Here is a 24,370-nt window from a genome sequence, read left to right on the forward strand (position 1 = left end):
TGTTATGAAAGAAGTCGAAAAGAACGAGATTAAACGCCTGAGCGACCGTCTGGATCTGATCCGTCACCAGATGGCGGGCCTCTCGCTGGTTGATTCCGCCGAGAAGTACGCTGAACTGGAAAAAGAGGTCGCTAAGCTGGAAGCAGAAATTGAGCGCCTGCGCGAAGTTAAAGGCCAGAAGCTGAGCAAAGAAGCGCAGAAGCTGATGGATATGCCGCACCGCCGCGCGATCACCAAAAAAGAGCAGGCCGACATGGGCAAGCTGAAGAAAAGCGTCCGTGGCCTGGTGGTGGTTCACCCGATGACTGAACTTGGCCGTGAAATGGGCCTGAAAGAGATGACGGGCTTTTGTAAGACGGCATTCTGAATAGTTTCCCCTCACCCTCACCCTCCCCCTCCCCAAAGGGACGAGGGATCTGAACGGTTTTCTCCCTCTCCCTGTGGGAGAGGGCCGGGGTGAGGGCATCAGGCCTTACCCCGCCCAAAATTGGCCCAACCAATCCCCCTTTTGACTGTCCACTGGTTCACACTTCTGCCATTACCGCTCACAAAACCATTGCTCACGCATAACATTTGATTAACCATTTGTTGTCATTAACCCTACATCACCTTATTGGCAGGACCACTTTTACACTGACTGTGACGCAGAGATGAGCACAGACTCACCGCCGAACCGATCGTGTGGTCCTCAGGAGACCTGCATGAGCCTCTGGCAACAAAACTACGATCCGGCCGGGAATATCTGGCTGTCTAGCCTGATCGCATCGCTTCCAATCCTGTTCTTCTTCTTCGCGCTGATTAAGCTCAAGCTGAAGGGCTACCTTGCCGCAACCTGGACCGTGGCCATCGCCCTGCTGGTGGCGTTGCTCTTCTACAAAATGCCGGTCGACCGCGCGCTGGCGTCGGTTGTGTATGGCTTTTTCTACGGCCTGTGGCCGATAGCCTGGATCATCATCGCGGCGGTGTTTGTCTATAAAATCTCGGTGAAAACCGGGCAGTTCGACATTATCCGCTCGTCGATTCTTTCCATCACGCCTGACCAGCGCCTGCAGATGCTGATTGTCGGTTTCTCGTTCGGGGCGTTCCTCGAAGGGGCGGCAGGCTTCGGTGCGCCGGTGGCGATTACCGCCGCGCTGCTGGTCGGTCTGGGCTTTAACCCGCTGTATGCCGCTGGCCTGTGCCTGATTGTGAACACCGCGCCGGTAGCGTTTGGCGCGATGGGGATTCCGATTCTGGTCGCCGGGCAGGTCACCGGGCTGGACAGCTTCGAGATCGGCCAGATGGTTGGCCGCCAGCTGCCGTTCCTCACCATCATCGTGCTGTTCTGGATCATGGCGATTATGGACGGCTGGCGCGGCGTGAAGGAGACCTGGCCTGCGGTGATGGTCGCGGGCGGCTCTTTTGCTATCGCCCAGTATCTTAGCTCTAACTTCCTCGGCCCCGAGCTGCCGGACATTATCTCTTCGCTGGTGTCGCTGGTGTGCCTGACGCTGTTCCTCAGACGCTGGCAGCCGGTGCGTATTTTCCGCTTTGCCGATATGGGCGCGTCCCAGGTCGATCAAACCCTGGCGCGTACGGGGTATACCCCAGGGCAGATTGTTCGCGCGTGGTCGCCATTCCTGTTCCTGACCGCTACCGTAACGCTGTGGAGCATTCCGCCGTTTAAAGCCCTCTTCGCCCCGGGCGGCGCGCTGTACGACATGATGATTAACATCTCTGTACCGTTCCTCGACAAGATGGTCGCCCGCATGCCGCCGGTGGTTCACGATGCCACGCCGTATGCGGCGGTCTACAAGTTCGACTGGTTCTCCGCTACCGGTACGGCCATCCTGTTTGCCGCTATCCTTTCCATTGTGTGGCTGCGCATGAAGCCTGCCGCCGCGGTGCAGACGTTTGCCAGCACGCTGAAAGAGCTGGCGCTGCCGATCTACTCCATCGGGATGGTGCTGGCGTTCGCGTTTATCTCGAACTACTCCGGGCTGTCGTCGACGCTGGCTCTGGCTCTGGCACATACCGGGCACGCCTTTACCTTCTTCTCGCCGTTCCTCGGCTGGCTGGGGGTGTTCCTGACCGGGTCGGATACCTCGTCCAACGCCCTGTTTGCGGCCCTGCAGGCGACGGCGGCACAGCAGATTGGCGTCTCCGACGTCCTGCTTGTCGCAGCTAATACCACCGGTGGTGTGACCGGCAAGATGATTTCGCCGCAGTCCATCGCCATTGCCTGTGCCGCGGTGGGACTGGTGGGGAAAGAGTCGGATCTGTTCCGCTTTACCGTAAAACACAGCCTGATATTTACCTGCATGGTGGGGGTGATCACCACGCTGCAGGCCTATGTCTTAACCTGGATGATTCCATGATAGTGATGCCCAGACGCCTGTCCGACGAGATTGCCTCTCGCGTGCGGGCGCTGATTGAAGAACAGCAGCTGGAGGCGGGCATGAAATTGCCCGCCGAGCGCCAGCTTGCCGCCCAGCTTGGTGTGTCGCGCAATTCACTGCGCGAGGCGCTGGCGACGCTGATCAGCGAAGGGGTGCTGCTGAGCCGTCGCGGCGGCGGTACCTTTGTGCGCTGGCAGCATGACGACTGGTCCGAACAAAATATCGTTCAGCCTCTGAAAACGCTGATGGAGAACGACCCGGACTACAGCTTCGATATCCTTGAAGCCCGCCACGCCATCGAAGCCAGCACCGCCTGGCATGCCGCGATGCGCGCAACTGAGGCCGATAAAGAGAAGCTCAAAATCTGCTTTGAGGCGACACAAAGCCGTGACCCGGATATCGCTTCCCAGGCGGACGTGCGTTTTCACCTGGCGATTGCCGAAGCCTCGCACAACGTGGTTCTTCTGCAAACCATGCGCGGCTTCTTTGACCTGCTGCAATCCTCCGTTAAACAGAGCCGCCAGCGCATGTATCTGGTCCCGCCCGTTTTTGCTCAGTTAACCGAACAGCACGACGCCGTGCTTAACGCCATTCTGGCCGGCGACGCTGAGGCCGCACGCAAGGCGATGATGGCGCATCTCAGCTTCGTACATACCACCATTAAACGCTTCGATGAAGATCAGGCCCGACAGGCGCGTATTACCCGTCTGCCTGGCGACAACGATATTTCCAGGGAGAACAAAGCATGATTATTTCAGCAGCCAGTGACTATCGCGCCGCGGCGCAGCGCATTTTGCCGCCGTTCCTGTTCCACTATATCGACGGCGGGGCGTATGCCGAATACACCCTGCGCCGCAACGTGGAAGATCTGTCTGAAGTAGCTCTGCGCCAGCGCGTGCTGAAGAATATGTCCGATCTGAGCCTTGAGACGAAGCTGTTTAACGAAACGCTCTCCATGCCCGTCGCGCTTGCCCCGGTTGGCCTGTGCGGCATGTATGCCCGCCGCGGTGAAGTCCAGGCGGCAGCGGCGGCGGATGCCAAAGGCATTCCGTTTACGCTTTCCACCGTTTCCGTTTGTCCGATTGAAGAAGTCGCCCCCACTATCAAACGCCCAATGTGGTTCCAGCTGTACGTTCTGCGCGATCGCGGCTTTATGCGCAACGCGCTGGAGCGCGCCAAAGCGGCGGGCTGTTCCACGCTGGTCTTTACCGTCGATATGCCCACGCCGGGCGCGCGCTACCGCGATGCCCACTCCGGCATGAGCGGCCCGAATGCTGCGATGCGCCGTTACTGGCAGGCGGTGACCCATCCGCAGTGGGCGTGGGATGTGGGGGTCAATGGCCGCCCGCACGATCTGGGGAACATCTCAGCGTATCTGGGCAAACCGACCGGGCTGGAGGATTACATCGGCTGGCTGGCGAATAACTTCGATCCGTCGATCTCCTGGAAAGACCTGGAGTGGATCCGCGAATTCTGGGACGGCCCGATGGTGATCAAGGGGATCCTCGATCCGGAAGATGCCCGTGACGCGGTGCGCTTTGGCGCAGACGGGATTGTGGTCTCAAACCACGGCGGGCGTCAGCTCGACGGAGTGCTCTCTTCCGCGCGCGCCCTGCCCGCCATTGCCGATGCGGTAAAAGGCGATATCGCTATTCTGGCCGACAGCGGCATTCGCAACGGGCTGGACGTGGTGCGCATGATCGCCCTCGGCGCTGACAGCGTGCTGCTTGGTCGGGCTTATCTGTATGCCCTGGCCACCAGCGGCCAGGCGGGCGTGGCGAACCTGCTGGACCTGATCGAGAAAGAGATGAAAGTCGCCATGACGCTGACCGGCGCGAAATCGATTAGCGAAATCAGCAAAGATTCGCTGGTACAGGAGCTGAGTAAATTACCCGCCGCGCTGGCTCCGCTGTCGCAAGGAAACGCGGCCTGATCTGTTTCGCGCTTTCCACTTCACGCGTTCAGTCGGTATCCGGCTGAACGCTTTTTTTGTGCAAAATAACACCTGCATAACATTTTGGATAAGTTAATTTGACATCTCTGCGCCGATCGCAGTTGTATAGACAAGCAAATACAACAGCATAAAAAAACATCACATCGGAGAGTCGCGTATGACGTATTCAGGCAAGGTGGATATCCAGCAGGTGATTGATGACAGCCCCTTTTCCCGGCTCCACTGGGTGCTGATTGTTCTGGGGTTTCTGGTCCTGGCAATAGACGGCTTTGATACCGCCGCGATGGGCTATATCGCCCCGACGCTCTCGACGGAGTGGGGGATCGCTAAACAGGATCTTGGCCCCGTGCTGAGTGCCGCCCTGCTGGGTTTGTCGCTGGGGGCACTCATTGCCGGGCCGGTTTCCGATCGCATTGGCCGCAAGCGCGTGCTGGTCTTCTCCTGCCTCTTTTTCGGCCTCTCGAGCCTGGCAACGGCCTACGCCCAGAGCCTTAACTCGCTGACGATCTGGCGGTTTTTCACCGGCCTTGGCCTGGGCGCGGCGATGCCGAACGCCATTACGCTGATTTCGGAGTTTGCGCCGCAGCGCTGCCGTTCCCGGGCCATTAATACCATGTACTGTGGGTTTCCTCTGGGCGCGGCAGGCGGCGGAGCCATTTCGTCCTGGCTAATCCCGAACCACGGCTGGCAAAGCGTACTGTTGGCCGGGGCGATTGCCCCCCTGGTGCTCACCGTGCTGCTGGCGCTGCTGTTGCCGGAATCGGTGAAGTATCTGGTGCAGCGTGGTAAAGACGTTATGCAGATCAAGCGCATTGCCGCTCGCTTCGCCGCCGCGCCGCTCGACGCGGTAACGGGTTTTTATCTGGCGGAGGAGCGCGCCACGCGCAAAAAAGGCAGCGTCGCGCAACTCTTCTCAATGCCCTGGCTTCCCGGCACGCTGATGCTGTGGGTCACCTATTTCATGGGCCTGGTAATTTATTACGTGCTGCTGAACTGGATGCCGACGCTGATGCTCGGCATGGGCTACCCGCTGGCGGAATCCGCCTGGCTCACCTCGCTCTTTACCTTCGGCGGCACCGCCGGGATCCTGCTGGCAGGCTGGATGATGGATCGCTGGGAAGCGCACAAGGTGGTGGCGGGCGGGTTCTTCATCACCATGGTGTTAATTCTTACGCTGGGGCTGGAGCACAACCACATCGTGCTGTTTGGCGGGCTTATTTTCCTGATGGGGATCACCATGAACGGCGCGCAATCCGGGATGCAGACGCTGGCCGCCACGTTTTATCCCACCGATTGCCGTGCAACCGGCATCGCATGGATGCAGGGGATAGGCCGGTTCGGCGGCGTGGCGGGCACGATGACCAGCGCGCAGCTGCTCTCGTTGCAGTGGCACGCGGACAGCATCCTGATGTTCCTGAGCCTGCCCGCGCTGCTGGCCGCCGCGGCTACGGTCTTTAAAATGCTGCGCTGCCGGTCGCAGGATCCCGGCATCGCGTAAGACCGCTGCTTTCTGCTATTCTGCCCCCGCAATTAAGGGGGCAGCATGCTTAACATCGTTTTATTCGAACCAGAAATTCCACCAAATACCGGTAATATCATTCGCCTGTGTGCCAACACGGGCTTTCGTCTGCATATCATTGAGCCGATGGGCTTTGCGTGGGATGACAAACGCCTGCGTCGCGCGGGGCTGGATTACCATGAATTTACCGCCGTGGTTCGCCATCCTGATTACGCGGCCTTTCTGGACGCGGAAAAACCACAGCGCATGTTCGCCCTGACGACCAAAGGCACGCCCGCGCACAGCGCCGTGAGCTATCAGGACGGTGACTATCTGATGTTTGGCCCGGAAACACGCGGCCTGCCGGCGACAATTCTGGACGCCCTGCCTGCCGAGCAAAAAATTCGTATTCCGATGATGCCGGACAGCCGCAGCATGAACCTGTCAAATGCGGTGTCGGTAGTGGTGTATGAAGCGTGGCGCCAGCTTGGGTATCCCGGCGCGATATTAAGGCAGGCCCGGTAAGCGCAGCGCCACCGGGCAGAGACTCAGATGCCGTCACCATACTCGAAGGTGTGGTGAATGCCGTTGAAGTGCTGATCCATGTCCATTGACGGTTTTTCGCTGTCTGGCTTACCGACGATACGCGCCGGTACGCCAGCGGCGGTGGTGTGCGGTGGAACGGGCTGCAGCACCACGGAACCCGCGCCGATTTTCGCGCCGCGCCCCACTTCAATGTTGCCGAGGATCTTGGCACCCGCGCCAATCATCACCCCTTCACGGATCTTCGGATGGCGATCGCCGCTGGTTTTTCCGGTACCGCCCAGGGTCACCGATTGCAGAATCGAGACGTCATCTTCGATCACCGCCGTTTCACCCACCACGATGCCGGTGGCATGATCGAGCATGATCCCACGGCCAATTTTCGCCGCCGGGTGAATATCCACCTGGAAGGTCACGGAAACCTGGTTTTGCAGAAAGATAGCCAGTGCGCGGCGGCCCTCGTTCCACAACCAGTGGCCGATGCGGTAGGCCTGAAGCGCATGGAAGCCCTTAAGGTACAGCAGCGGCGTAGAATATTTGTCGACAGCCGGATCGCGCGTGCGCACGGCCTGAATATCGCAGGCGGCAGAGGCGATCATCTCCGGGTCGGCGGCATAGGCCTCTTCCACCACTTCACGGATGGCAATAGCCGGCATGATTGAGGAGGCCAGCTTGTTGGCGAGCATGTAGCTCAGGGCGCTACCGAGGTTTTCGTGCTTGAGCAGCGTCGCGTGGTAGAAACTGGCCAGCATGGGCTCGCAGTCAGCTAAAGCTCGCGCTTCGGCTTTAATATTGTTCCAGACGATATCCAGTTCTTCACACGGCATTGCTTGCTCCAGACGTAATAGTACGATCGGCCAGTCTCTGCTGGCCGTATCGTTGGGTGACAACGGTTCCCTGCGGCTAGTTGCTGCTGCGCTCGTCCTTGCGCGAACGACCTAACAGGGTCAATGCTGCCTCGCGCGCATTTTTTCCGCAATACAATACCTGATAAATTTCCTCGGTTATTGGCATTTCGACACCAAAACGGTGTGCCAACTCGCGGACTTCTTTCGTATTGCGGTAACCTTCCACCACCTGACCAATCTTCTCCTGCGCGCCTTGTACATCCATGCCTTGCCCAAGCATCATGCCAAAGCGGCGGTTACGCGACTGGTTGTCGGTACAGGTCAGCACCAGGTCGCCCAGACCGGCCATCCCCATAAAGGTGGACGGGTCGGCACCCAGCGCCGCGCCAAGACGCGACATCTCGGTCAGGCCACGGGTGATCAGCGCCGTACGGGCGTTTGCGCCAAACCCAATGCCGTCTGACATTCCGGCACCGATCGCAATCACGTTTTTTACCGCGCCGCCCAGTTGAACGCCGATGAAATCCGGGTTGCTGTACACGCGGAAGCTCTTGCCGCAGTGCAGCAGTTGCTGGAGATCGTCTGAGAACGCCTGGTCGGTTGAGGCCAGCGAGATGGCCGTCGGCAGGCCAGCGGCCAGCTCTTTGGCAAACGTCGGCCCGGAAATCACCGCCAGCGGAATGGCATCGCCCAGCGCTTCGCGGGCAACGTCCTGCAACAGGCGTCCGGTTTCTGCTTCGAGCCCTTTCGTCGCCCACACCACGCGCGCATCGGGGCGCATCAGCGGCTTAACCTGACGCAGCACCTGGCCAAAGACATGGCTTGGCACCACAATCAGAATGTTGCGGCTGGCGGCCAGCGCGGTCGCGAGGTCGCTTTCGAGGTGCAGGGAGTCAGGGAACGGAACGTCCGGAAGAAACGCCACATTGCAGCGGTCGTGTTGCAACGTCGCGATATGTTTGGGATCGTGGCCCCACAGGACCACGTCGTGACCATTTCTTGCCAGGGTGATAGCAAGAGCGGTGCCGTATGAGCCGGCACCGATCACAGTCATTGAAGCATTAACAGTGCTCATCAGGCATCCTGATGTTGTTCGGCACCTTCGCCAGACTGCTGCTGCAGATAGTTCATGAACAGCGCATCAAAGTTAACTGGCGCAAGGTTCAGTTGCGGGAACGTACCGCGAGAGACCAGGCTGGTGATGCATTCACGGGCATACGGGAACAGGATGTTCGGGCAGTATGCACCCAGGCAATGCGCCATCTGGTTGCCTTCGATACCGTCGATGGAGAAGATGCCGCCCTGCTGTACTTCGCACAGGAATGCAGTTTCTTCGCCCAGTGAAGCGGTCACAGTCACGCGCAGTACGACTTCATACACGTCATCCGCCAGCTGGGTGGATGCGGTATCAAGATCAAGTTTAACCTCTGGCTGCCAATCTTTCTGGAAAACGTGCGGCGCATTTGGCGCTTCGAAAGAGACATCTTTGGTATAGATACGCTGGATCTGGAAACTCATTTCGGTGTTGTTTTGTTCTGACATGGAAAAACCCTTTTTAATTGTCCTAAAGTCTCTTAGCGCAGCAGAGGATCGAGTCCGCCGCTGGCGTCGAGCGCATACAAGTCATCACAGCCGCCAATGTGCTGCGCATCAATAAAAATCTGCGGAACCGTCGTGCGACCACTACGTTGAATCATCTCTTCGCGTTTGATCGCGTCACCATCAATCGGCAGTTCCTGGAAGGTTACGCCTTTGCTGTTCAGCAGCGCTTTTGCACGGTGGCAGAAAGGACACGTTGCTTTGGTGTAGATCTCGATATTGGCCATCACTTAACTCCTTATTTACCGCGAACCAAAGGAAGGTTTTCCCCGCTCCAGCCGGAAATACCTTCTTTCAGCACAGAGACGTTTTCGAAGCCCGCTTTATGCAGCAGGCTGGCAGATTCCTGCGCCTGCATGCCGGTCGCGTCAACAACGATAATCGGCTGGGCTTTATGCTTATCAAGCTCACCGACGTTGTTGGCTTTGATTTCAGCGGGCAGCAGGTTGATCGCACCGGCGATGTGGCCCTTGCGGAAATCATCACGCTGACGCAGATCGACCACCACGGCATCTTCTTTGTTAATCAGACGCGTGGCTTCACCCCGGGTGATCACCTTAATTTTAGACGTTAGCCCCTTAAAGGTCGTGAACAATACGGCGGCCAGCAGGCCAATCCACGCGATGCTCAGAACCGGGTGGCGGCTAACAAATTGCATAATTTCTTGCATGGGGGGTAACAACTCCCGACTAAGTGATAAAAAAACCAGGACAGGAGTATACCTGTGCGTTGTGGCAAATACAGCCAGCGACAATAAGCTAATCGATTTTCTGCGGCATGCCACGAAAAAAAAGCCTCAAAATGACCCGAGAAGCGCCTTGCCCCTCTCCTTTCTTTGATCTTCTGCGGCTATTTGATCGATTCAGCTGTAGTAAAATTACGCATATTTTTCGTCTCTTGAGCATGAGGTTGTCGCAATGTCGGTTTCTAAAAAACCTATGGTACTGGTAATTCTGGATGGCTATGGCTATCGCGAGGAGAGCCAGGATAACGCCATTTTCAACGCCAAAACCCCGGTCATGGATGCGCTGTGGGCAAAACGTCCCCATACCCTGATTGATGCATCAGGCCTGGAAGTGGGTCTGCCGGATCGCCAGATGGGTAACTCCGAAGTTGGACACGTCAACCTGGGCGCTGGCCGTATCGTTTACCAGGACCTGACCCGCCTGGATGTTGAAATCAAAGAACGCACCTTCTTTGCCAACCCAACGCTGACGGGTGCCGTGGATAAAGCCGTCGCGTCAGGCAAAGCCGTTCACATCATGGGTCTGCTCTCTGCGGGCGGCGTTCACAGCCACGAAGACCACATCATGGCGATGGTTGAACTGGCAGCCGAGCGCGGCGCGGAAAAAATCTATCTGCACGCTTTCCTCGACGGCCGCGACACCCCGCCTCGCAGCGCGAAAGGCTCGCTGGAAGCGTTTGAAGCGAAATTCGCTGCGCTGGGTAAAGGCCGCGTAGCTTCCCTTATTGGCCGTTACTACGCCATGGACCGCGACAACCGCTGGGATCGCGTTGAGCAAGCCTATGACCTGATGACCCTGGCGAAAGGTGAATTCCAGTTCGCTACCGCGGTTGAAGGCCTGGAAGCGGCTTACGCGCGTGATGAAAACGACGAGTTCGTGAAAGCAACCGTGATCCGCGCTGAAGGCCAGGCCGATGCGGCCATGGAAGACGGCGATGCGCTGATCTTCATGAACTTCCGTGCTGACCGCGCGCGCGAAATCACCCGTGCGTTTGTGAATAGCGATTTCGACGGTTTCGCCCGTAAGAAAGTGGTGACTCTCGATTTCATCCAGTTGACCGAATACGCTGCCGACATCAAGGCTCCTTGCGCCTATCCACCGGCATCGCTGGCGAACACCTTCGGTGAATGGATGGCGAAAAACGACAAGACGCAGCTGCGTATCTCCGAAACCGAGAAATATGCTCACGTCACCTTCTTCTTTAACGGCGGTGTCGAAGAGCCGTTTAAAGGCGAAGAGCGTATTCTGATTAACTCACCAAAAGTCGCGACCTACGATCTGCAGCCAGAAATGAGCTCTGCCGAGCTGACTGAAAAGCTGGTAGCGGCCATCGAAAGCGGCAAGTACGACACCATCATCTGTAACTACCCGAATGGCGATATGGTGGGTCACACCGGCGTGATGGACGCGGCGGTTAAAGCGGTTGAAGCGCTGGACCACTGCGTTGAGCAGGTGGCGAAAGCCGTTGAATCCGTTGGCGGCCAGCTGCTGATCACCGCCGACCACGGTAACGCAGAGCAGATGCGCGATCCGGCGACCGGCCAGGCGCACACTGCCCACACCAACCTGCCGGTTCCATTGATTTATGTTGGTGATAAATCAGTGAAAGCAGTGGAAGGCGGTAAGCTTTCCGACATCGCGCCAACCATGTTGACGCTGATGGGCATGCCGATCCCTGAAGAGATGACTGGTAAGCCGCTGTTCATCGTGGAATAATCGCTCCCCATGAGGGGAAAGGCGATTTTTTCAATCACATGGGTCGTGAAGCCGCTTCGGCTATCAGTCAGACCTCTGCTTTACGCCAGCGCGCTCAGCGCTGGCGTATTGCTGTGCGCCACGTCCGCCCACGCGGATGACCGCGACCAGCTCAAATCTATTCAGGCCGATATCGCCGCCAAAGAGCGCGCGGTACGCCAGCAGCAACAGCAACGCGCCGCTTTACTTGCCCAGCTTAAGAAGCAGGAAGAGGCTATCTCCGCCGCCGCACGTAAGCTACGTGAAACCCAGAACACGCTCGCCCAGTTGAATAAGCAGATCGACGAAATGAACGCGTCGATTGCGCGACTGGAGCGCCAGCGCGACGCGCAGGAGCGCACGCTTGCGGCTCAGCTTGATGCGGCCTTCCGTCAGGGTGAACACACCGGCCTTCAGCTGATCCTCAGCGGTGAAGAGAGCCAGCGCGGCCAGCGTTTACAGGCTTACTTCGGCTATTTAAACCAGGCCCGTCAGGAGACCATCGCCCAGCTTAAGCAGACGCGCGAAGAGGTCACCAGCCAGAAAGCCGAGCTGGAAGAGAAGCAAAGCCAGCAGCAGACGCTGCTTTACGAACAGCAGGCCCAGCAGGCGAAGCTGGAGCAGGCGCGCAACGAGCGTAAGAAAACCCTGTCCGGGCTTGAGTCCTCCATTCAGCAAGGCCAAAGCCAGCTGAGCGAAATGCGTGCCAACGAATCCAAACTGCGCAACAGCATCGCCCGCGCCGAAGCGGCCGCCAAAGCGCGCGCCGAGAAAGAGGCGCGTGAAGCCCAGGTCGTGCGCAACAAACAGCAAGAAGCCTCGCGTAAAGGCACTACCTACAAACCCACTGAAAACGAACGCTCCCTGATGTCTCGCACCGGTGGGCTTGGCTCCCCGCGCGGGCAGGCCTACTGGCCGGTACGCGGGACTCTCCTCCATCGTTATGGCGAACAGCTGCAGGGTGAGCTACGTTGGAAAGGGATCGTTATCGGTGCGTCTGAGGGTAGCGAAGTGAAAGCCATCGCCGATGGCCGCGTGATCCTGGCCGACTGGCTGCAGGGTTACGGGCTGGTGGTCGTGGTGGAGCACGGTAAAGGCGACATGAGCCTGTACGGCTACAACCAGAGCGCGCTGGTCAGCGTCGGCACTCAGGTGCGCGCCGGTCAACCCATCGCCCTTGTGGGCAGCAGTGGCGGTCAGGGCCGCCCGTCACTCTATTTCGAAATTCGTCGCCAGGGTCAGGCGGTCAATCCACAGCCGTGGTTGGGAAGATAAGTTTTGCTTCAATTTCGTCGATTGATTCTCTCCGTCGCCAGCGCACTGGCGCTGGCTGCACCGGTATATGCAGGCAAACTCGCCATCGTGATTGATGACTTCGGTTATCGTCCACACTACGAAAACCAGGTGCTGGCGATGCCGTCAGCCATCTCTGTTGCCGTCCTCCCCAATGCGCCACACGCGCGGGAGATGGCAACCAAAGCCCATAATAGCGGCCATCAGGTGTTGATCCACCTGCCCATGGCCCCGCTCAGCAAGCAGCCGCTGGAAAAAGACACCTTACGCCCCGAGATGAGCAGCGATGAGATCGATCGCATCATCCGCGACGCCTACAACAAAGTGCCGTATGCGGTGGGGCTGAACAACCATATGGGCAGCGCGATGACCTCCAGCCTGTACGGTATGCTGAAGGTTATGCAGTCGCTTGAGCGCTACAATCTCTATTTCCTCGACAGCATGACCATTGGCAACAGTCAGGCCATGCGCGCCGCGCAGGGAACGGGCGTGAAGGTGATTAAGCGCAAGGTGTTCCTGGACGATACCCAGAACGAAGCGGACATCCGCGTACAGTTTAACCGGGCGGTGCAACTGGCCCGCCGGAATGGCTCGGCAATCGCCATTGGCCACCCGCATCCGTCCACGGTGCGCGTTTTGCAGCAAATGTTGCCGACGCTGCCTGCCGATATCACCCTGGTGCGCCCGAGCGATCTGCTCAATGAGCCGCAGGTCGATACGTCCACACCTAACGGCGGACAACAAACCGCCCCTGCGCCGCGAAATCCGTTCCGCGGCGTGAAAAGCTGTGCGCCGAAAAAACCGCTTGAGCCGGTCAATGCGACCCGCTTCTTTGCGGTCATCGGGGAAAGCGTAAGCCAAAGCACGCTGGTGAAATATGTTCAGCACCAGTGGCAGGGCTGGAGTAGTAACACTTCAGTGACAGGCAATTAAGGTAGAAAGATGCCGCAAAAATATAAAATCCTGCTCCTTGATACCGGTAAAGAATGGGGCGGAGGCACCAACAGTATGCTCGAACTGTTAAAGCGTATCGATCGCGATAAGTTCGACATTACCTGTTGTTTTTACAGCGACTACAGCCGGGCCGAAGGCCAGACGATTGGGCAGGTACTGAAGGGTATCGATATTCCCCTGATCGTCATCCCTCAGCACAAACAGCCCGTCTGGGCGAAGGTGGCGAAAGAGCTGGGCCGTAGCCTGCTGTTTTTCTCGCGCAGCGCCCGGGTGGCGTTTACGCGCCGCATTGATACGCTGTGGCGTATTCAGCCTAACGTTCGCCGCATTGAGGCTCTCTTCAGGGAAGGGGGGTTTGATACGCTGTACATGAACAATCAGCCCGGCTCCAATGAAGAGGGATATCTGGCGGGCGCCAGACTGCAGGCGCGCGTCATTCAGCACTGCCGTATTGAACCCGTGCTGACCCCGCCTCTGGTTAAGCTGGTGAATGCCCATGCCGATAAAATTATCGCCGTCTCGCATGGCGTCGAGCGCGTTTTGCTGGAGCATGGCGTTCGCCCTGAGCTTTGTACAACCGTCAATAACGCGATCGATATCCACCAGCCCTTGCCCGACCGCCTTGCCATGCGCCATCGCCTGCACCTGGAAGATGACACCTTTGTGTTTGGCAGCATAGGGTCGCTGATCCCGCGTAAAGCGAATCACCATACGCTGGAAGCGCTGGCGACCTTTAGCCGCAAGCATCCTGAGGCGAAATGGAAGATGGTGCTGGTTGGCGAAGGCGCTGAGCGCCGCGCGCTTGCCGCACAGGCCAGCGAACTGGGTATTGAACGCAACGTGATTTTCACCGGTTTTCAGAACACGCCATTTGATTACCTCGCCACGTTTGACGCCTTTATTTTGGCCTCGAAGAGCGAAGGATTACCGCGCGTGGTACTTGAAGCCATGCTGCTCAAGATCCCGGTGATTGGCTCGCAGGTGACGGGGACGGCTGAACTGATTGACCACGGGTCGACAGGTTTGCTGTTCCCCTGGAGTGATGTTTCGCTGCTTGCTGAACATCTGGACAATATCTGGCACGATGCTGGCCTGCGCGCCCGGCTGGCTGCGGCTGCGCATGAGAACGTTTGCCAGGCCTATGCAATCGAACGCTATGTTAACGGTGTCGAAGCCGTCCTTGGTGCGCAATAACCCAACGAGATGAACATGTTTAAATTCCTGAATGCTCGCTACCGCCATATCACCGGGCGACACAACATTCCCTACGCCTCCCTGCCTGTCAGCAGCAGTCATGTTACGGTGGATTCCATCGTGATCCCCTGCACCGGCGCAGATTTTGTTGAAGAGGCGTTACTGTCGGCCACCTTCGCCGAGCGTTATGCCACTGGCGTTAGCGAGATCGTTATCGTTAGCGATCAGCCAGAGTCCGCTTTTGGCGAACTGCCGCCAAAAACACGCGTTGTTACGCTCACGCTTCCCGTGCGCGAAGCGCATTATCGCTACAAGCAAATCTATCTTAGCCGTCTGGTGAAGCTTAACGCCCCGCTGCAGGCGCGCGGTGAAGGCGTGTTAATGATCGACTCCGATCTTAATCTGCTTAAGATGCCTGAGATCAGCATGGCCGACATGCATATCTACTCCAGCTTCCGTCAGGGCAAGATGATCGCCAAACTCAACGGCGCACCCGCGGAGAAAGTACCGGCGTATTACAAAGAGACGGTGCGCCCGTATCTGGTCGATCACGTTAACGGCGCCTTCCTTGCCGCCACCAAAAAGACCTGGCGACGCATCTGCCCGCTGTGGTTGACGCTGTTCCAGGATACCTGGGAGCTGATGGATGATACGCAGCCGCCGACCGATCAGCTGCCGCTCGCCGCGCTGCTGGACATGCTGGATGTGAAAACGGTCAATCTGGGTGACTGGATGAACTGGCCGGTCTCCAAGAAGATCGGCGGGCAGGAAGCCGTTGTGCCAAAAGAGGTGATTGGCGCGCACGGTGGTTTCCCTCTCTCCGAATGGCAGAAGTATCTTGAATCGCCGGATAACAAACTGCTGTTCAAAGGCCAGGATTACACCCGCAAGGTGCGCTACCTGACGGACGAAGAGAAAAAGAAACAGTAAAAAAGGGGCCTGAGGCCCCTTTTCTCTTACTTATCCCAGCTCAGGATGACTTTACCGGACTGGCCGGAACGCATCGCGTCAAAGCCTTTCTGGAACTCATCAACAGAGAAGTGATGGGTGATAATCGGGGTCAGATCCAGTCCAGACTGGATCAGCGCCGCCATCTTGTACCAGGTTTCAAACATCTCACGGCCATAAATGCCTTTGATGAACAGCCCCTTGAAGATGACCTTGTTCCAGTCGATAGACATATCCGACGGTGGAATACCCAGCATCGCAATACGCCCGCCGTGGTTCATGGTATCGAGCATGGTGCGAAACGCCGGTGGCGCACCGGACATCTCCAGACCCACGTCAAAGCCTTCGGTCATGCCCAGCTCGGCCATCACGTCGTTCAGGTTCTCCTTAGAGACATCCACCGCGCGGGTGACGCCCATTTTACGCGCCAGCGACAAGCGATACTCATTCACGTCGGTGATCACAACGTTGCGTGCACCCACGTGTTTTGCCACCGCCGCCGCCATAATCCCGATCGGGCCAGCGCCGGATACCAGCACGTCCTCACCTACCAGGTCAAACGAGAGCGCCGTATGCACCGCGTTGCCGAACGGATCGAAGATGGAGGCCAGATCGTCAGAGATGTTGTCCGGGATTTTGAACGCGTTAAACGCCGGGATCACCAGGTATTCTGCAAAACAGCCGGGACGGTTGACGCCCACGCCCACAGTGTTGCGGCACAGGTGCGTGCGTCCACCGCGGCAGTTACGGCAGTGACCACAGGTGATATGACCTTCGCCAGAGACGCGATCGCCAATTTTGAAGCCTTTAACTTCCTGGCCGATACCGACCACTTCACCAACGTATTCGTGCCCGACAACCATCGGGACAGGAATGGTATTCTGCGACCACTGATCCCAGTTGTAGATGTGAACGTCCGTACCGCAGATGGCGGTTTTACGAATTTTGATCAGCAGATCGTTATGACCGACTTCCGGCTCCGGCACGTCGGTCATCCAAATCCCTTCTTCCGCTTTCAGTTTGGATAACGCTTTCATCACACGTCCTCAGGCAATTACGCCCAGCTGTTTACCGATGCGGGTAAAGGCTTCTACCGCACGCTCAATTTGTTCAGGTGAATGCGCCGCAGACATCTGGGTGCGGATACGCGCCTGACCTTTTGGCACCACCGGGAAGAAGAACCCGGTGACGTAAATCCCCTCTTTTTGCAGCTCGCGGGCAAAGTTCTGCGCCACAACCGCATCGCCCAGCATCACCGGGATGATCGCGTGGTCTGCACCGGCCAGGGTGAAACCTGCCGCACTCATTTTTTCACGGAACAGACGGGCGTTGGACCACAGACGGTCGCGCAGCTCAGCGCCGGATTCCACCATCTCCAGCACCTTAATGGAGGCGGCGACAATCGCCGGGGCCAGGGAGTTGGAGAACAGATACGGGCGGGAGCGCTGGCGCAGCCACTCGACCACCTCTTTACGCGCAGCGGTATAGCCGCCGGACGCGCCGCCGAGCGCTTTGCCCAGCGTGCCGGTGATGATGTCCACGCGACCCATCACCTCACAGTATTCGTGCGAGCCACGGCCATTCTCACCCACGAAGCCGACGGCGTGAGAATCATCGACCATCACCAGCGCGTCGTATTTGTCTGCCAGGTCGCACACGCCTTTCAGGTTGGCAATCACGCCGTCCATAGAGAACACGCCGTCGGTGGCAATCAGCACATGACGGGCACCGGCTTCACGCGCCTCTTTCAGGCGCGCTTCCAGCTCGGCCATGTCGTTGTTAGCGTAGCGGAAGCGCTTCGCTTTACACAGGCGCACACCGTCGATGATGGAGGCGTGGTTCAGGGCGTCGGAGATAATCGCATCGTCTGCGCCAAGCAGCGTCTCGAACAGGCCACCGTTGGCGTCGAAGCAGGAGGAGTAGAGGATCGCATCTTCCATTCCGAGGAAGTTCGCCAGCTTTTTCTCAAGCTGCTTGTGGCTGTCCTGCGTGCCGCAGATGAAGCGCACGGAGGCCATCCCAAAACCGTGGGTGTCCATGCCATTTTTGGCAGCAGCAATCAGCTCCGGGTGATTCGCCAGGCCTAAGTAGTTGTTCGCGCAAAAGTTGATCACGTGGCTGCCGTCGGCAACGGTGATGTCCGCCTGCTGCGCAGACGTGATAATACGTTCTTCTTTGAACAACCCTTCCGCACGTGCGGTGTCCAGGTCGCTGTTTAACTGTTTGTAAAAATCACCACGCATTGCAATTCTCCAGACTCGGCAAATTTCGGCACATATTACCCAAACCTATACTTGATGACGAGATGACGCAGTATCTCTTGTCGTTTTTGCAGCATAAATCACGCGTAACCCTGCTGCACATCGGTGAATGGCTGAAGACAGGGCATTGTGATGATATGATAAGAACATTAGCGTCCGGGATTGTCCCCGGGCTCCACACTTCAAAGGTTACAGTTATGATCATCGTTACCGGCGGCGCGGGCTTTATCGGCAGCAATATTATTAAGGCCCTCAATGACAAAGGCATCACCGACATCCTGGTGGTGGACAACCTGAAAGACGGCACCAAGTTTGTGAACCTGGTGGATCTGAACATTGCTGACTACATGGATAAAGAAGATTTCCTTATCCAGATTATGGCAGGCGAAGAGTTAGGCGACATCGAAGCCATCTTCCACGAAGGCGCATGCTCCTCCACCACCGAGTGGGACGGCAAGTATATGATGGACAATAACTATCAGTACTCCAAAGAGCTGCTGCACTACTGCCTGGAGCGTGAAATCCCGTTCCTGTACGCATCATCTGCGGCTACCTACGGCGGACGCACGTCAGACTTTATCGAATCCCGTGAATATGAGCAGCCGCTGAACGTCTACGGCTACTCCAAGTTCCTGTTCGATGAATATGTCCGTCAGATCCTGCCAGAAGCGAACTCCCAGATTGTTGGCTTCCGCTACTTTAACGTCTACGGACCGCGCGAAGGCCACAAAGGCAGTATGGCGAGCGTCGCGTTCCACCTGAATACCCAGTTGAACAACGGCGAAAGCCCGAAACTGTTTGAAGGCAGCGACGGCTTCAAGCGTGACTTCGTCTACGTGGGCGACGTCGCGGCCGTGAACCTGTGGTTCTGGGAAAACGGCGTATCCGGCATCTTCAACCTGGGCACGGGCCGCGCCGAATCCTTCCAGGCCGTGGCCGACGCCGCGCTGGCCTGGCATAAGAAAGGCACCCTGGAGTACATTCCGTTCCCGGAAAAACTGAAAGGCCGCTATCAGGCATTCACCCAGGCCGATCTGACCAACCTGCGTGCTGCGGGCTACGATAAGCCGTTCAAGACCGTTGCCGAAGGCGTAACGGAGTATATGGCCTGGCTGAATCGCGACGCGTAAGAAGTAAGCATGAAGATACTGGTGATCGGCCCGTCCTGGGTGGGCGACATGATGATGTCGCAAAGTCTCTATCGCACGCTCAAGGCGCGCTATCCCCAGGCGATAATCGACGTGATGGCACCCGCGTGGTGCCGTCCGCTGTTGTCGCGTATGCCGGAAGTGAATGAAGCGATCCCGATGCCGCTCGGCCACGGGGCGCTGGAAATCGGCGAACGCCGCAAGCTCGGCCACAGCCTGCGCGAAAAGCGCTATGACCGCGCCTGGGTGCTGCCTAACTCCTTCAAATCTGCCCTCGTGCCTTTCTTTGCGGGCATTCCGCACCGCACCGGCTGGCGCGGTGAAATGCGCTACGGCCTGCTGAACGACGCGCGCGTGCTGGATAAAGAAGCCTGGCCGCTGATGGTTGAGCGCTATGTGGCGCTGGCCTACGACAAGGGCGTGATGCGCAGCGCGAAAGACCTGCCGCAGCCGCTGCTCTGGCCGCAGTTGCAGGTCAGCGAGGGAGAGAAATCCCATACCTGTAACGCCTTTAACCTCTCTGCCGAACGGCCGATGATCGGCTTTTGCCCCGGCGCAGAATTTGGCCCGGCTAAACGCTGGCCGCACTATCACTACGCGGAACTGGCGAAACAGCTGATCGACGAAGGCTTTCAGATCGTCCTGTTTGGTTCGGCGAAAGACCACGAGGCGGGCAACGACATTCTCGCCACGCTCAGTACCGAACAGCAGGCATGGTGTCGCAACCTGGCCGGTGAAACGCAGCTGGAGCAAGCGGTGATCCTGCTGGCCGTCTGTAAAGCCGTGGTCACTAATGACTCCGGCCTGATGCACGTCGCCGCCGCGCTGAGCCGCCCGCTGGTGGCGCTTTACGGCCCAAGCAGCCCGGACTTTACCCCGCCGTTGTCGCATAAAGCGCGGGTCATTCGCCTGATCGACGGCTACCATAAAGTGCGTAAAGGCGATGCGGCAGAAGGCTATCATCAGAGCCTGATCGACATCACGCCCGCGCGCGTCCTCGAAGAGCTTAACGACCTGCTGCTGAGCGAAGAAGGATAACGGATGCGGGTATTGATCGTTAAAACCTCATCAATGGGCGACGTGCTGCACACGCTGCCGTCCCTGACGGACGCCGCGCGCGCCATTCCCGGCATCCGCTTTGACTGGGTGGTGGAAGAGGGTTTCGCGCAAATCCCGACCTGGCATGACGCGGTTGACCGGGTGATCCCGGTTGCCATTCGCCGCTGGCGCAAGGCGTGGTTCTCCGCGCCGGTTAAGGCCGAGCGCAACGCCTTTCGCGACGCGGTGCAGGCTCAGCGCTACGACGCCATTATTGACGCGCAGGGGCTGGTGAAAAGCGCCGCGCTGGTCACGCGTCTGGCGCACGGCGTAAAGCACGGTATGGACTGGCAAACCGCCCGCGAGCCGCTGGCAAGCCTGTTCTATAACCATCGCCATCATATCCCGAAGCAACAACACGCGGTGGAACGCACCCGGGAGCTGTTTGCTAAAAGCCTCGGCTACAGCAAGCCCGAAACGCAGGGCGATTACGCGATATCGCAGCATTTCCAGCGTGACGCGGATAACCGTGCGACGCCTTATGTGGTGTTCCTCCATGCCACAACGCGGGACGATAAACACTGGCCGGAAACGCACTGGCGAAGATTGATTGAATTAATGCAACCTACCGGCATCCATATTAAACTGCCCTGGGGTGCTGAACACGAGCGCCAACGTGCTGAGCGGTTAGCGGCAGGTTTTTCGCACGTAGAAGTGTTACCTAAGCTCACGCTGGCAAAGGTTGCTGCAGAGCTGGCAGGTGCAGAGGCTGTCGTGTCCGTTGATACGGGACTGAGCCACTTAACCGCAGCATTGGATCGCCCCAATATCACGCTATTCGGCCCCACCGATCCCGGGCTGATTGGCGGCTACGGTAAAAACCAACATCAGATGGTCAGCCCTACTCAGCAGACGAGAGACATTACCGCAGATGCTATTTTTTCATTTTTACAGAGCAGCCATCGGCTTTCCAACAGGGATATTTAACCCATGAGTTACGTATTTCTGCTGATTTTACTTTTCCCGGTGAAACTCATCCGGAAGCTGTTTCGCAAAGACACGGGTAAGAACCTGGTCATTCAGACAGCCAAAATCGGTGACTTTGTTAATGCCACGCCTCTTCTGGCGTACCTGCAAAAAAGCGATGTGTTGATCAGCCGAAGCGTGGCTGCGCTGGCGAAGCATGATGACACTATCGATCAGATTTTTTTTATCGAGCAACAAAAGCGTAATTTGTGGCGTAAGCTGTGCTTTGCCTGCAGGATCATGAATGACTATGACAATGTGTATCTCCTGCAGCCCAACAGCGTGAATCTCTTTTTCGCCGCCGCCTGTAATGCCAAAAATAAACAATTCTTAAGCACCTATACCCGCCGGTGGTACCACGGTATTTTCTATACCACTGCCGACGGCACCGTTGAGCACGGCAAAAAGACGTTGTCGGTCACCAACTACCTGAAGCTGGCCGACCGCTCGCTAACGTGGCAAGCTTCCCCGAAGCACGCCACAAAGCCTCTGTTTAAGCCCGCCGTTTATCCGGAAGTCCTCGATAAACCCGGCGTCATTCGTATAGGCATCAGTATTGCCGCAGGCAATAAAGCGAAAACGGTCCCGCCGGTCATCTGGAAGCGTATTGTTGATAAGCTCGCCGATCTGCCGTGCGAGTTTTATGTGTTTGGTGCACCCAGTGAGCAAGAGTGGCTGGACGATATTACGCGTGCGTACGGTGAAATCCCTAACTTCATCAACCTCATCGGCAAGATTTCCCTTGAAGAGCTGCCGTGGGCAATCTCCAAAATGGATTGCTACATCGCGTCTGATTCCGGGAATATCTATATCGCAGATGCAGTCGGCGTGCCGGTAGTGGTGTTGTTCGGACCTTGCTGCCACTATGAACAGCGTCCGCTGGGCAATGTGTTACTGATTGGCAACGACGACAATATCAACTCCTACGTCTTTGAAACACGCTACTACTTCAGCCAGCCAAAAGAAGAGTTGTTTGCGGTAACCGAAGAATCCCTGCACCAGCTCAAACTCTTTATTTCGACTCTGCAGACTGCTCGCACAACCGAACATGCCATTGATGCTCAAGGAAATTAATTTTTATGGCTTTTCTAAGCATCATTATTGCAGCGCATAATACCGAAGATACTCTGGACGCCACCCTACACAGCCTGCGGGACGCAATTGCGGATGAGGGCGATGAGGTAGAGGTTATTCTCTTTAATGACCATTCAGACGATGCCACGCAAGATATTATTGAGAAGTGGTTGCCAGAATTTCCGAATGCGATATCGCGGAAAGTTGAGTATCGCAACGTAGGCCGTGTTCGAAACGCTGCTGTCTCGCTATCATCCGGCGAATACATTACCATGCTCGACAGCGACGACCAGCTTAAGCCTCGCAGTATCAGCGATGCCGTGGCGTTCCTGAAAGCACAGCGTCCTGATATGGTGCTGACACGCCTGCTGGAAGTTCGTGATTTACGAAAAATCACCGCCGACTGGCAGGGGTTTTCACCTGTCGCCTTGTCTCAACAGGATGCGATAAAACGCTTTTTGCAGCATAAAGATTTCCAGGCCCACCTCATCGGCCAGTTCATTCACCGCAGGCTATACCAAAGCAACCCCATTCCTGCGATGATCTGCTATGAAGATTTCGCCGTATTTCCTGGCATGCTGATGCAATCGCACAAAATATTTTACCAGCGGCAGGGGCACTATTATTACATCAAGCGTCGTGACAGTTTATCGAGCCAACTTAACGCCAGTAAAATCGCTACGCTTGTTGAATGCACGCTGCAGATGGAAAAAACGTTTCCGCAGCAATTTATTCATCTTATTCATTGTCACTGGTTTGACATCTACAGCAACCATCGAAAATTATTGTCAGAGCATCAATTACAACTTGTGAAACAGCGGGTGAAATCACTTTATTCCTTGTCATTTTTCCTGTCCAGCGACGTTCGTTTCAGTTACAAAAAAAGGGTTATTGAGGCATTATGGAAAAAATAAAGTTAAGACTTTATCAGTTAACGCTCATGCTGAGCCTTATCTCTTTGGCGTTAGTACTGGTTAGCTCAGGAAAACAAAGAGAATTTTTTTATATAGCCGTCTATGCCAGCATTATCGGCTTAGCCTTTGAATATAAAAAAATTACATGGCGGCCTTTCAGTATAGCGCTTCCTATTTTACTGGTGGGATTACTTAACCTTATTTGGTATTTCGCATACGAATATCATAATGTTGGTATCAATGTTTACAGTGATTATCTTGGTGCGTGCAAAAAATTAATCCTTGGAAGTATTTTAGTTTTTTATCTGGATCGCTTTAAGCTTTACGTTACAAAAGAAAGTTTCCAGAAGTATTTTCTGATCGCCACCGCAACAGGATTTGTACTCGCGACAAGTTATGGATTTTATCAGGCTTTACAGGGAATCAATCGCGTAGAGATGGCGATTAATCGACCAACCATCGCGGCCTATGTCTATTCTGTGCTTTCATTAGCCTTTGTATATAGCCTTTACCTTCTGAAAAATGTAAAGATGTACGTTCTGGCGGGAGTGGTTGTCTTAATTTCCTACGTCCTGATTTTATTAACTGCTACGCGTGCCGCCATGGGTCTTTATCTCATTTTGGCTATCGTTTTAACGCTTCTCCATTTCAGAAAAATTCATCTAAAACCGCTATTAATCTTCTTATGCATCGTTGCAGGCATAATAATCGTTAGTTATAAGCCCTTAATTTCACCAAAGATTGAACAAACAGAAAGTGAGTTAACAAATTATCAGAAAGGGCATGATGCGACGTCCCTGGGAGCCCGTTTCTCTATGTGGAAAGTTGGATTCTTTAACGGCGTTGCACATCCGCTGGGCCAGTCTATTGATAGCAGAGAATCGTGGACACGAAGTTATGTCAAAGATGGTCATTCAGATGTAACGGCTGCTCTCGGGTACTTGCGAATTCACCTCCACAACGAATTTATCGAGAAATACTCGCTACAGGGCATTCCCGGCGTGGCTATCCTGCTGTTTTTCTTTGTTTCTGTTATGGTTTACGCGCTAAGAAACAGAAACGGCCTGCTGTTAACCACCATGCTTCTGTTACTGCTTTATGGCCTGACGGATGTCATATTGCTGAGTTCAGAAGCGTTGATTTTCTTTATGACGCTGTTCGCGTTAAGCACGCCGTTCTCGCAACCAAAGCACCCGTAATCATCATGCCCGCCTGGCGGG

At 56.3% G+C, this 24,370-nt stretch carries 24 protein-coding genes; 17 read left to right on the forward strand and 7 right to left on the reverse strand.

Annotated features, from left to right (window positions below; translation table 11 throughout):
- The first annotated feature begins 4 nt into the window (after nt 1-4).
- From I6L58_RS11840 to trmL, 6 genes are all read left to right on the forward strand, one after another.
- Nucleotides 5-367 (forward strand): YibL family ribosome-associated protein, encoded by a 363-nt coding sequence (locus I6L58_RS11840; RefSeq protein WP_088209011.1) that lies wholly within the window; start codon nt 5-7, stop codon nt 365-367.
- Nucleotides 368-701: 334 nt separating this feature from the next.
- The gene (gene lldP / locus I6L58_RS11845; RefSeq protein WP_088209010.1) at nt 702-2,357 is read left to right on the forward strand and encodes an L-lactate permease; all 1,656 of its coding nucleotides are present in this window, start codon (nt 702-704) and stop codon (nt 2,355-2,357) included.
- Complete coding sequence (gene lldR / locus I6L58_RS11850) at nt 2,354-3,127, forward strand: transcriptional regulator LldR (RefSeq protein ID WP_006177754.1); 774 nt, start codon at nt 2,354-2,356, stop codon at nt 3,125-3,127. The genes lldP and lldR overlap by 4 nt, the downstream gene beginning before the upstream one ends.
- Complete coding sequence (gene lldD, locus I6L58_RS11855) at nt 3,124-4,311, forward strand: FMN-dependent L-lactate dehydrogenase LldD (protein ID WP_006177753.1); 1,188 nt, start codon at nt 3,124-3,126, stop codon at nt 4,309-4,311. The genes lldR and lldD overlap by 4 nt, the downstream gene beginning before the upstream one ends.
- 178 nt (nt 4,312-4,489) lie before the next feature.
- Entirely contained in the window at nt 4,490-5,830 is a 1,341-nt protein-coding gene (locus I6L58_RS11860; RefSeq protein ID WP_088209009.1) for an MFS transporter, read from the forward strand.
- A 45-nt stretch (nt 5,831-5,875) separates the two neighbouring features.
- Nucleotides 5,876-6,355 carry a tRNA (uridine(34)/cytosine(34)/5-carboxymethylaminomethyluridine(34)-2'-O)-methyltransferase TrmL gene (trmL, locus tag I6L58_RS11865; RefSeq protein WP_006177750.1) on the forward strand — a complete coding sequence of 160 codons (480 nt, stop codon included), beginning with the start codon at nt 5,876-5,878 and terminating at the stop codon, nt 6,353-6,355.
- A gap of 23 nt (nt 6,356-6,378) precedes the next feature.
- Here trmL and cysE read toward each other — a convergent pair whose 3' ends face one another.
- The 5 genes from cysE to I6L58_RS11890 all read right to left on the reverse strand — a co-directional run bounded on the left by cysE (nt 6,379) and on the right by I6L58_RS11890 (nt 9,490).
- A complete protein-coding gene (cysE, locus tag I6L58_RS11870; protein ID WP_006177749.1) occupies nt 6,379-7,200 on the reverse strand; it encodes a serine O-acetyltransferase in 822 nt (273 codons plus the stop codon).
- Nucleotides 7,201-7,276: 76 nt separating this feature from the next.
- Nucleotides 7,277-8,296 carry an NAD(P)H-dependent glycerol-3-phosphate dehydrogenase gene (gene gpsA, locus I6L58_RS11875; RefSeq protein ID WP_006177748.1) on the reverse strand — a complete coding sequence of 340 codons (1,020 nt, stop codon included), beginning with the start codon at nt 8,294-8,296 and terminating at the stop codon, nt 7,277-7,279.
- A complete protein-coding gene (gene secB, locus I6L58_RS11880; RefSeq protein ID WP_088209008.1) occupies nt 8,296-8,763 on the reverse strand; it encodes a protein-export chaperone SecB in 468 nt (155 codons plus the stop codon). The genes gpsA and secB overlap by 1 nt, the downstream gene beginning before the upstream one ends.
- A 32-nt stretch (nt 8,764-8,795) precedes the next feature.
- Entirely contained in the window at nt 8,796-9,047 is a 252-nt protein-coding gene (gene grxC, locus I6L58_RS11885; RefSeq protein WP_058610502.1) for a glutaredoxin 3, read from the reverse strand.
- Between the two features lie 11 nt (nt 9,048-9,058).
- The gene (locus I6L58_RS11890; protein WP_006177745.1) at nt 9,059-9,490 is read right to left on the reverse strand and encodes a rhodanese-like domain-containing protein; all 432 of its coding nucleotides are present in this window, start codon (nt 9,488-9,490) and stop codon (nt 9,059-9,061) included.
- Between the two features lie 247 nt (nt 9,491-9,737).
- Here I6L58_RS11890 and gpmM point away from each other — a divergent pair, with 247 nt between their 5' ends.
- Genes gpmM through I6L58_RS11915 form a run of 5 tightly spaced genes read left to right on the forward strand, consistent with a single transcriptional unit; the run spans nt 9,738 to nt 15,671 of the window.
- Entirely contained in the window at nt 9,738-11,282 is a 1,545-nt protein-coding gene (gene gpmM / locus I6L58_RS11895; protein WP_088209007.1) for a 2,3-bisphosphoglycerate-independent phosphoglycerate mutase, read from the forward strand.
- A gap of 33 nt (nt 11,283-11,315) precedes the next feature.
- Nucleotides 11,316-12,575, forward strand: a complete 1,260-nt coding sequence (envC, locus tag I6L58_RS11900) for a murein hydrolase activator EnvC (RefSeq protein WP_233500347.1) — start codon at nt 11,316-11,318, stop codon at nt 12,573-12,575.
- A gap of 3 nt (nt 12,576-12,578) precedes the next feature.
- Nucleotides 12,579-13,526: a divergent polysaccharide deacetylase family protein gene (locus tag I6L58_RS11905; protein ID WP_088209006.1), complete on the forward strand. Its 948-nt coding sequence runs from the start codon at nt 12,579-12,581 to the stop codon at nt 13,524-13,526.
- Nucleotides 13,527-13,535: 9 nt separating this feature from the next.
- Nucleotides 13,536-14,741: a glycosyltransferase gene (locus tag I6L58_RS11910; protein ID WP_088209005.1), complete on the forward strand. Its 1,206-nt coding sequence runs from the start codon at nt 13,536-13,538 to the stop codon at nt 14,739-14,741.
- Nucleotides 14,742-14,756: 15 nt separating this feature from the next.
- Nucleotides 14,757-15,671, forward strand: a complete 915-nt coding sequence (locus tag I6L58_RS11915; protein WP_088209004.1) for a hypothetical protein — start codon at nt 14,757-14,759, stop codon at nt 15,669-15,671.
- 26 nt (nt 15,672-15,697) lie between these two features.
- On the opposite strand, the gene tdh is transcribed toward I6L58_RS11915, so the two are convergent.
- Nucleotides 15,698-16,726, reverse strand: coding sequence for an L-threonine 3-dehydrogenase (tdh, locus tag I6L58_RS11920; protein ID WP_006177738.1), 1,029 nt, complete (start codon nt 16,724-16,726; stop codon nt 15,698-15,700).
- A gap of 9 nt (nt 16,727-16,735) precedes the next feature.
- Complete coding sequence (kbl, locus tag I6L58_RS11925; protein ID WP_058610498.1) at nt 16,736-17,932, reverse strand: glycine C-acetyltransferase; 1,197 nt, start codon at nt 17,930-17,932, stop codon at nt 16,736-16,738.
- A 215-nt stretch (nt 17,933-18,147) separates the two neighbouring features.
- Here kbl and rfaD point away from each other — a divergent pair, with 215 nt between their 5' ends.
- Genes rfaD through I6L58_RS11955 form a run of 6 tightly spaced genes read left to right on the forward strand, consistent with a single transcriptional unit; the run spans nt 18,148 to nt 24,349 of the window.
- Nucleotides 18,148-19,080, forward strand: a complete 933-nt coding sequence (rfaD, locus tag I6L58_RS11930) for an ADP-glyceromanno-heptose 6-epimerase (protein ID WP_006177736.1) — start codon at nt 18,148-18,150, stop codon at nt 19,078-19,080.
- Between the two features lie 9 nt (nt 19,081-19,089).
- A complete protein-coding gene (gene rfaF, locus I6L58_RS11935; RefSeq protein WP_088209003.1) occupies nt 19,090-20,136 on the forward strand; it encodes an ADP-heptose--LPS heptosyltransferase RfaF in 1,047 nt (348 codons plus the stop codon).
- 3 nt (nt 20,137-20,139) lie between these two features.
- Nucleotides 20,140-21,123, forward strand: coding sequence for a lipopolysaccharide heptosyltransferase RfaC (gene rfaC / locus I6L58_RS11940; RefSeq protein WP_088209002.1), 984 nt, complete (start codon nt 20,140-20,142; stop codon nt 21,121-21,123).
- A 3-nt stretch (nt 21,124-21,126) separates the two neighbouring features.
- Nucleotides 21,127-22,236, forward strand: a complete 1,110-nt coding sequence (locus tag I6L58_RS11945; RefSeq protein ID WP_088209001.1) for a glycosyltransferase family 9 protein — start codon at nt 21,127-21,129, stop codon at nt 22,234-22,236.
- Between the two features lie 5 nt (nt 22,237-22,241).
- Nucleotides 22,242-23,150, forward strand: a complete 909-nt coding sequence (locus tag I6L58_RS11950; RefSeq protein WP_088209000.1) for a glycosyltransferase family 2 protein — start codon at nt 22,242-22,244, stop codon at nt 23,148-23,150.
- Nucleotides 23,138-24,349, forward strand: coding sequence for an O-antigen ligase family protein (locus I6L58_RS11955; protein ID WP_088208999.1), 1,212 nt, complete (start codon nt 23,138-23,140; stop codon nt 24,347-24,349). The genes I6L58_RS11950 and I6L58_RS11955 overlap by 13 nt, the downstream gene beginning before the upstream one ends.
- The last annotated feature ends 21 nt before the right edge of the window (nt 24,350-24,370 follow it).

The organism is Enterobacter cancerogenus, from assembly GCF_019047785.1.
Lineage (GTDB): Bacteria > Pseudomonadota > Gammaproteobacteria > Enterobacterales > Enterobacteriaceae > Enterobacter > Enterobacter cancerogenus.

Bases quoted from the DNA above. Each gene is read 5' to 3' on its own strand.
- I6L58_RS11955 (WP_088208999.1), top strand. From the start codon at position 23,138: ATGGAAAAAATAAAGTTAAGACTTTATCAGTTAACGCTCATGCTGAGC.
- secB (WP_088209008.1), bottom strand. From the start codon at position 8,763: ATGTCAGAACAAAACAACACCGAAATGAGTTTCCAGATCCAGCGTATC.
- I6L58_RS11915 (WP_088209004.1), top strand. From the start codon at position 14,757: ATGTTTAAATTCCTGAATGCTCGCTACCGCCATATCACCGGGCGACAC.
- tdh (WP_006177738.1), bottom strand. From the start codon at position 16,726: ATGAAAGCGTTATCCAAACTGAAAGCGGAAGAAGGGATTTGGATGACC.
- gpmM (WP_088209007.1), top strand. From the start codon at position 9,738: ATGTCGGTTTCTAAAAAACCTATGGTACTGGTAATTCTGGATGGCTAT.
- trmL (WP_006177750.1), top strand. From the start codon at position 5,876: ATGCTTAACATCGTTTTATTCGAACCAGAAATTCCACCAAATACCGGT.
- I6L58_RS11910 (WP_088209005.1), top strand. From the start codon at position 13,536: ATGCCGCAAAAATATAAAATCCTGCTCCTTGATACCGGTAAAGAATGG.
- rfaD (WP_006177736.1), top strand. From the start codon at position 18,148: ATGATCATCGTTACCGGCGGCGCGGGCTTTATCGGCAGCAATATTATT.
- gpsA (WP_006177748.1), bottom strand. From the start codon at position 8,296: ATGAGCACTGTTAATGCTTCAATGACTGTGATCGGTGCCGGCTCATAC.
- I6L58_RS11890 (WP_006177745.1), bottom strand. From the start codon at position 9,490: ATGCAAGAAATTATGCAATTTGTTAGCCGCCACCCGGTTCTGAGCATC.
- grxC (WP_058610502.1), bottom strand. From the start codon at position 9,047: ATGGCCAATATCGAGATCTACACCAAAGCAACGTGTCCTTTCTGCCAC.
- I6L58_RS11945 (WP_088209001.1), top strand. From the start codon at position 21,127: ATGAGTTACGTATTTCTGCTGATTTTACTTTTCCCGGTGAAACTCATC.
- kbl (WP_058610498.1), bottom strand. From the start codon at position 17,932: ATGCGTGGTGATTTTTACAAACAGTTAAACAGCGACCTGGACACCGCA.
- lldR (WP_006177754.1), top strand. From the start codon at position 2,354: ATGATAGTGATGCCCAGACGCCTGTCCGACGAGATTGCCTCTCGCGTG.
- I6L58_RS11860 (WP_088209009.1), top strand. From the start codon at position 4,490: ATGACGTATTCAGGCAAGGTGGATATCCAGCAGGTGATTGATGACAGC.
- lldD (WP_006177753.1), top strand. From the start codon at position 3,124: ATGATTATTTCAGCAGCCAGTGACTATCGCGCCGCGGCGCAGCGCATT.
- rfaC (WP_088209002.1), top strand. From the start codon at position 20,140: ATGCGGGTATTGATCGTTAAAACCTCATCAATGGGCGACGTGCTGCAC.
- cysE (WP_006177749.1), bottom strand. From the start codon at position 7,200: ATGCCGTGTGAAGAACTGGATATCGTCTGGAACAATATTAAAGCCGAA.
- I6L58_RS11840 (WP_088209011.1), top strand. From the start codon at position 5: ATGAAAGAAGTCGAAAAGAACGAGATTAAACGCCTGAGCGACCGTCTG.
- rfaF (WP_088209003.1), top strand. From the start codon at position 19,090: ATGAAGATACTGGTGATCGGCCCGTCCTGGGTGGGCGACATGATGATG.
- I6L58_RS11950 (WP_088209000.1), top strand. From the start codon at position 22,242: ATGGCTTTTCTAAGCATCATTATTGCAGCGCATAATACCGAAGATACT.
- lldP (WP_088209010.1), top strand. From the start codon at position 702: ATGAGCCTCTGGCAACAAAACTACGATCCGGCCGGGAATATCTGGCTG.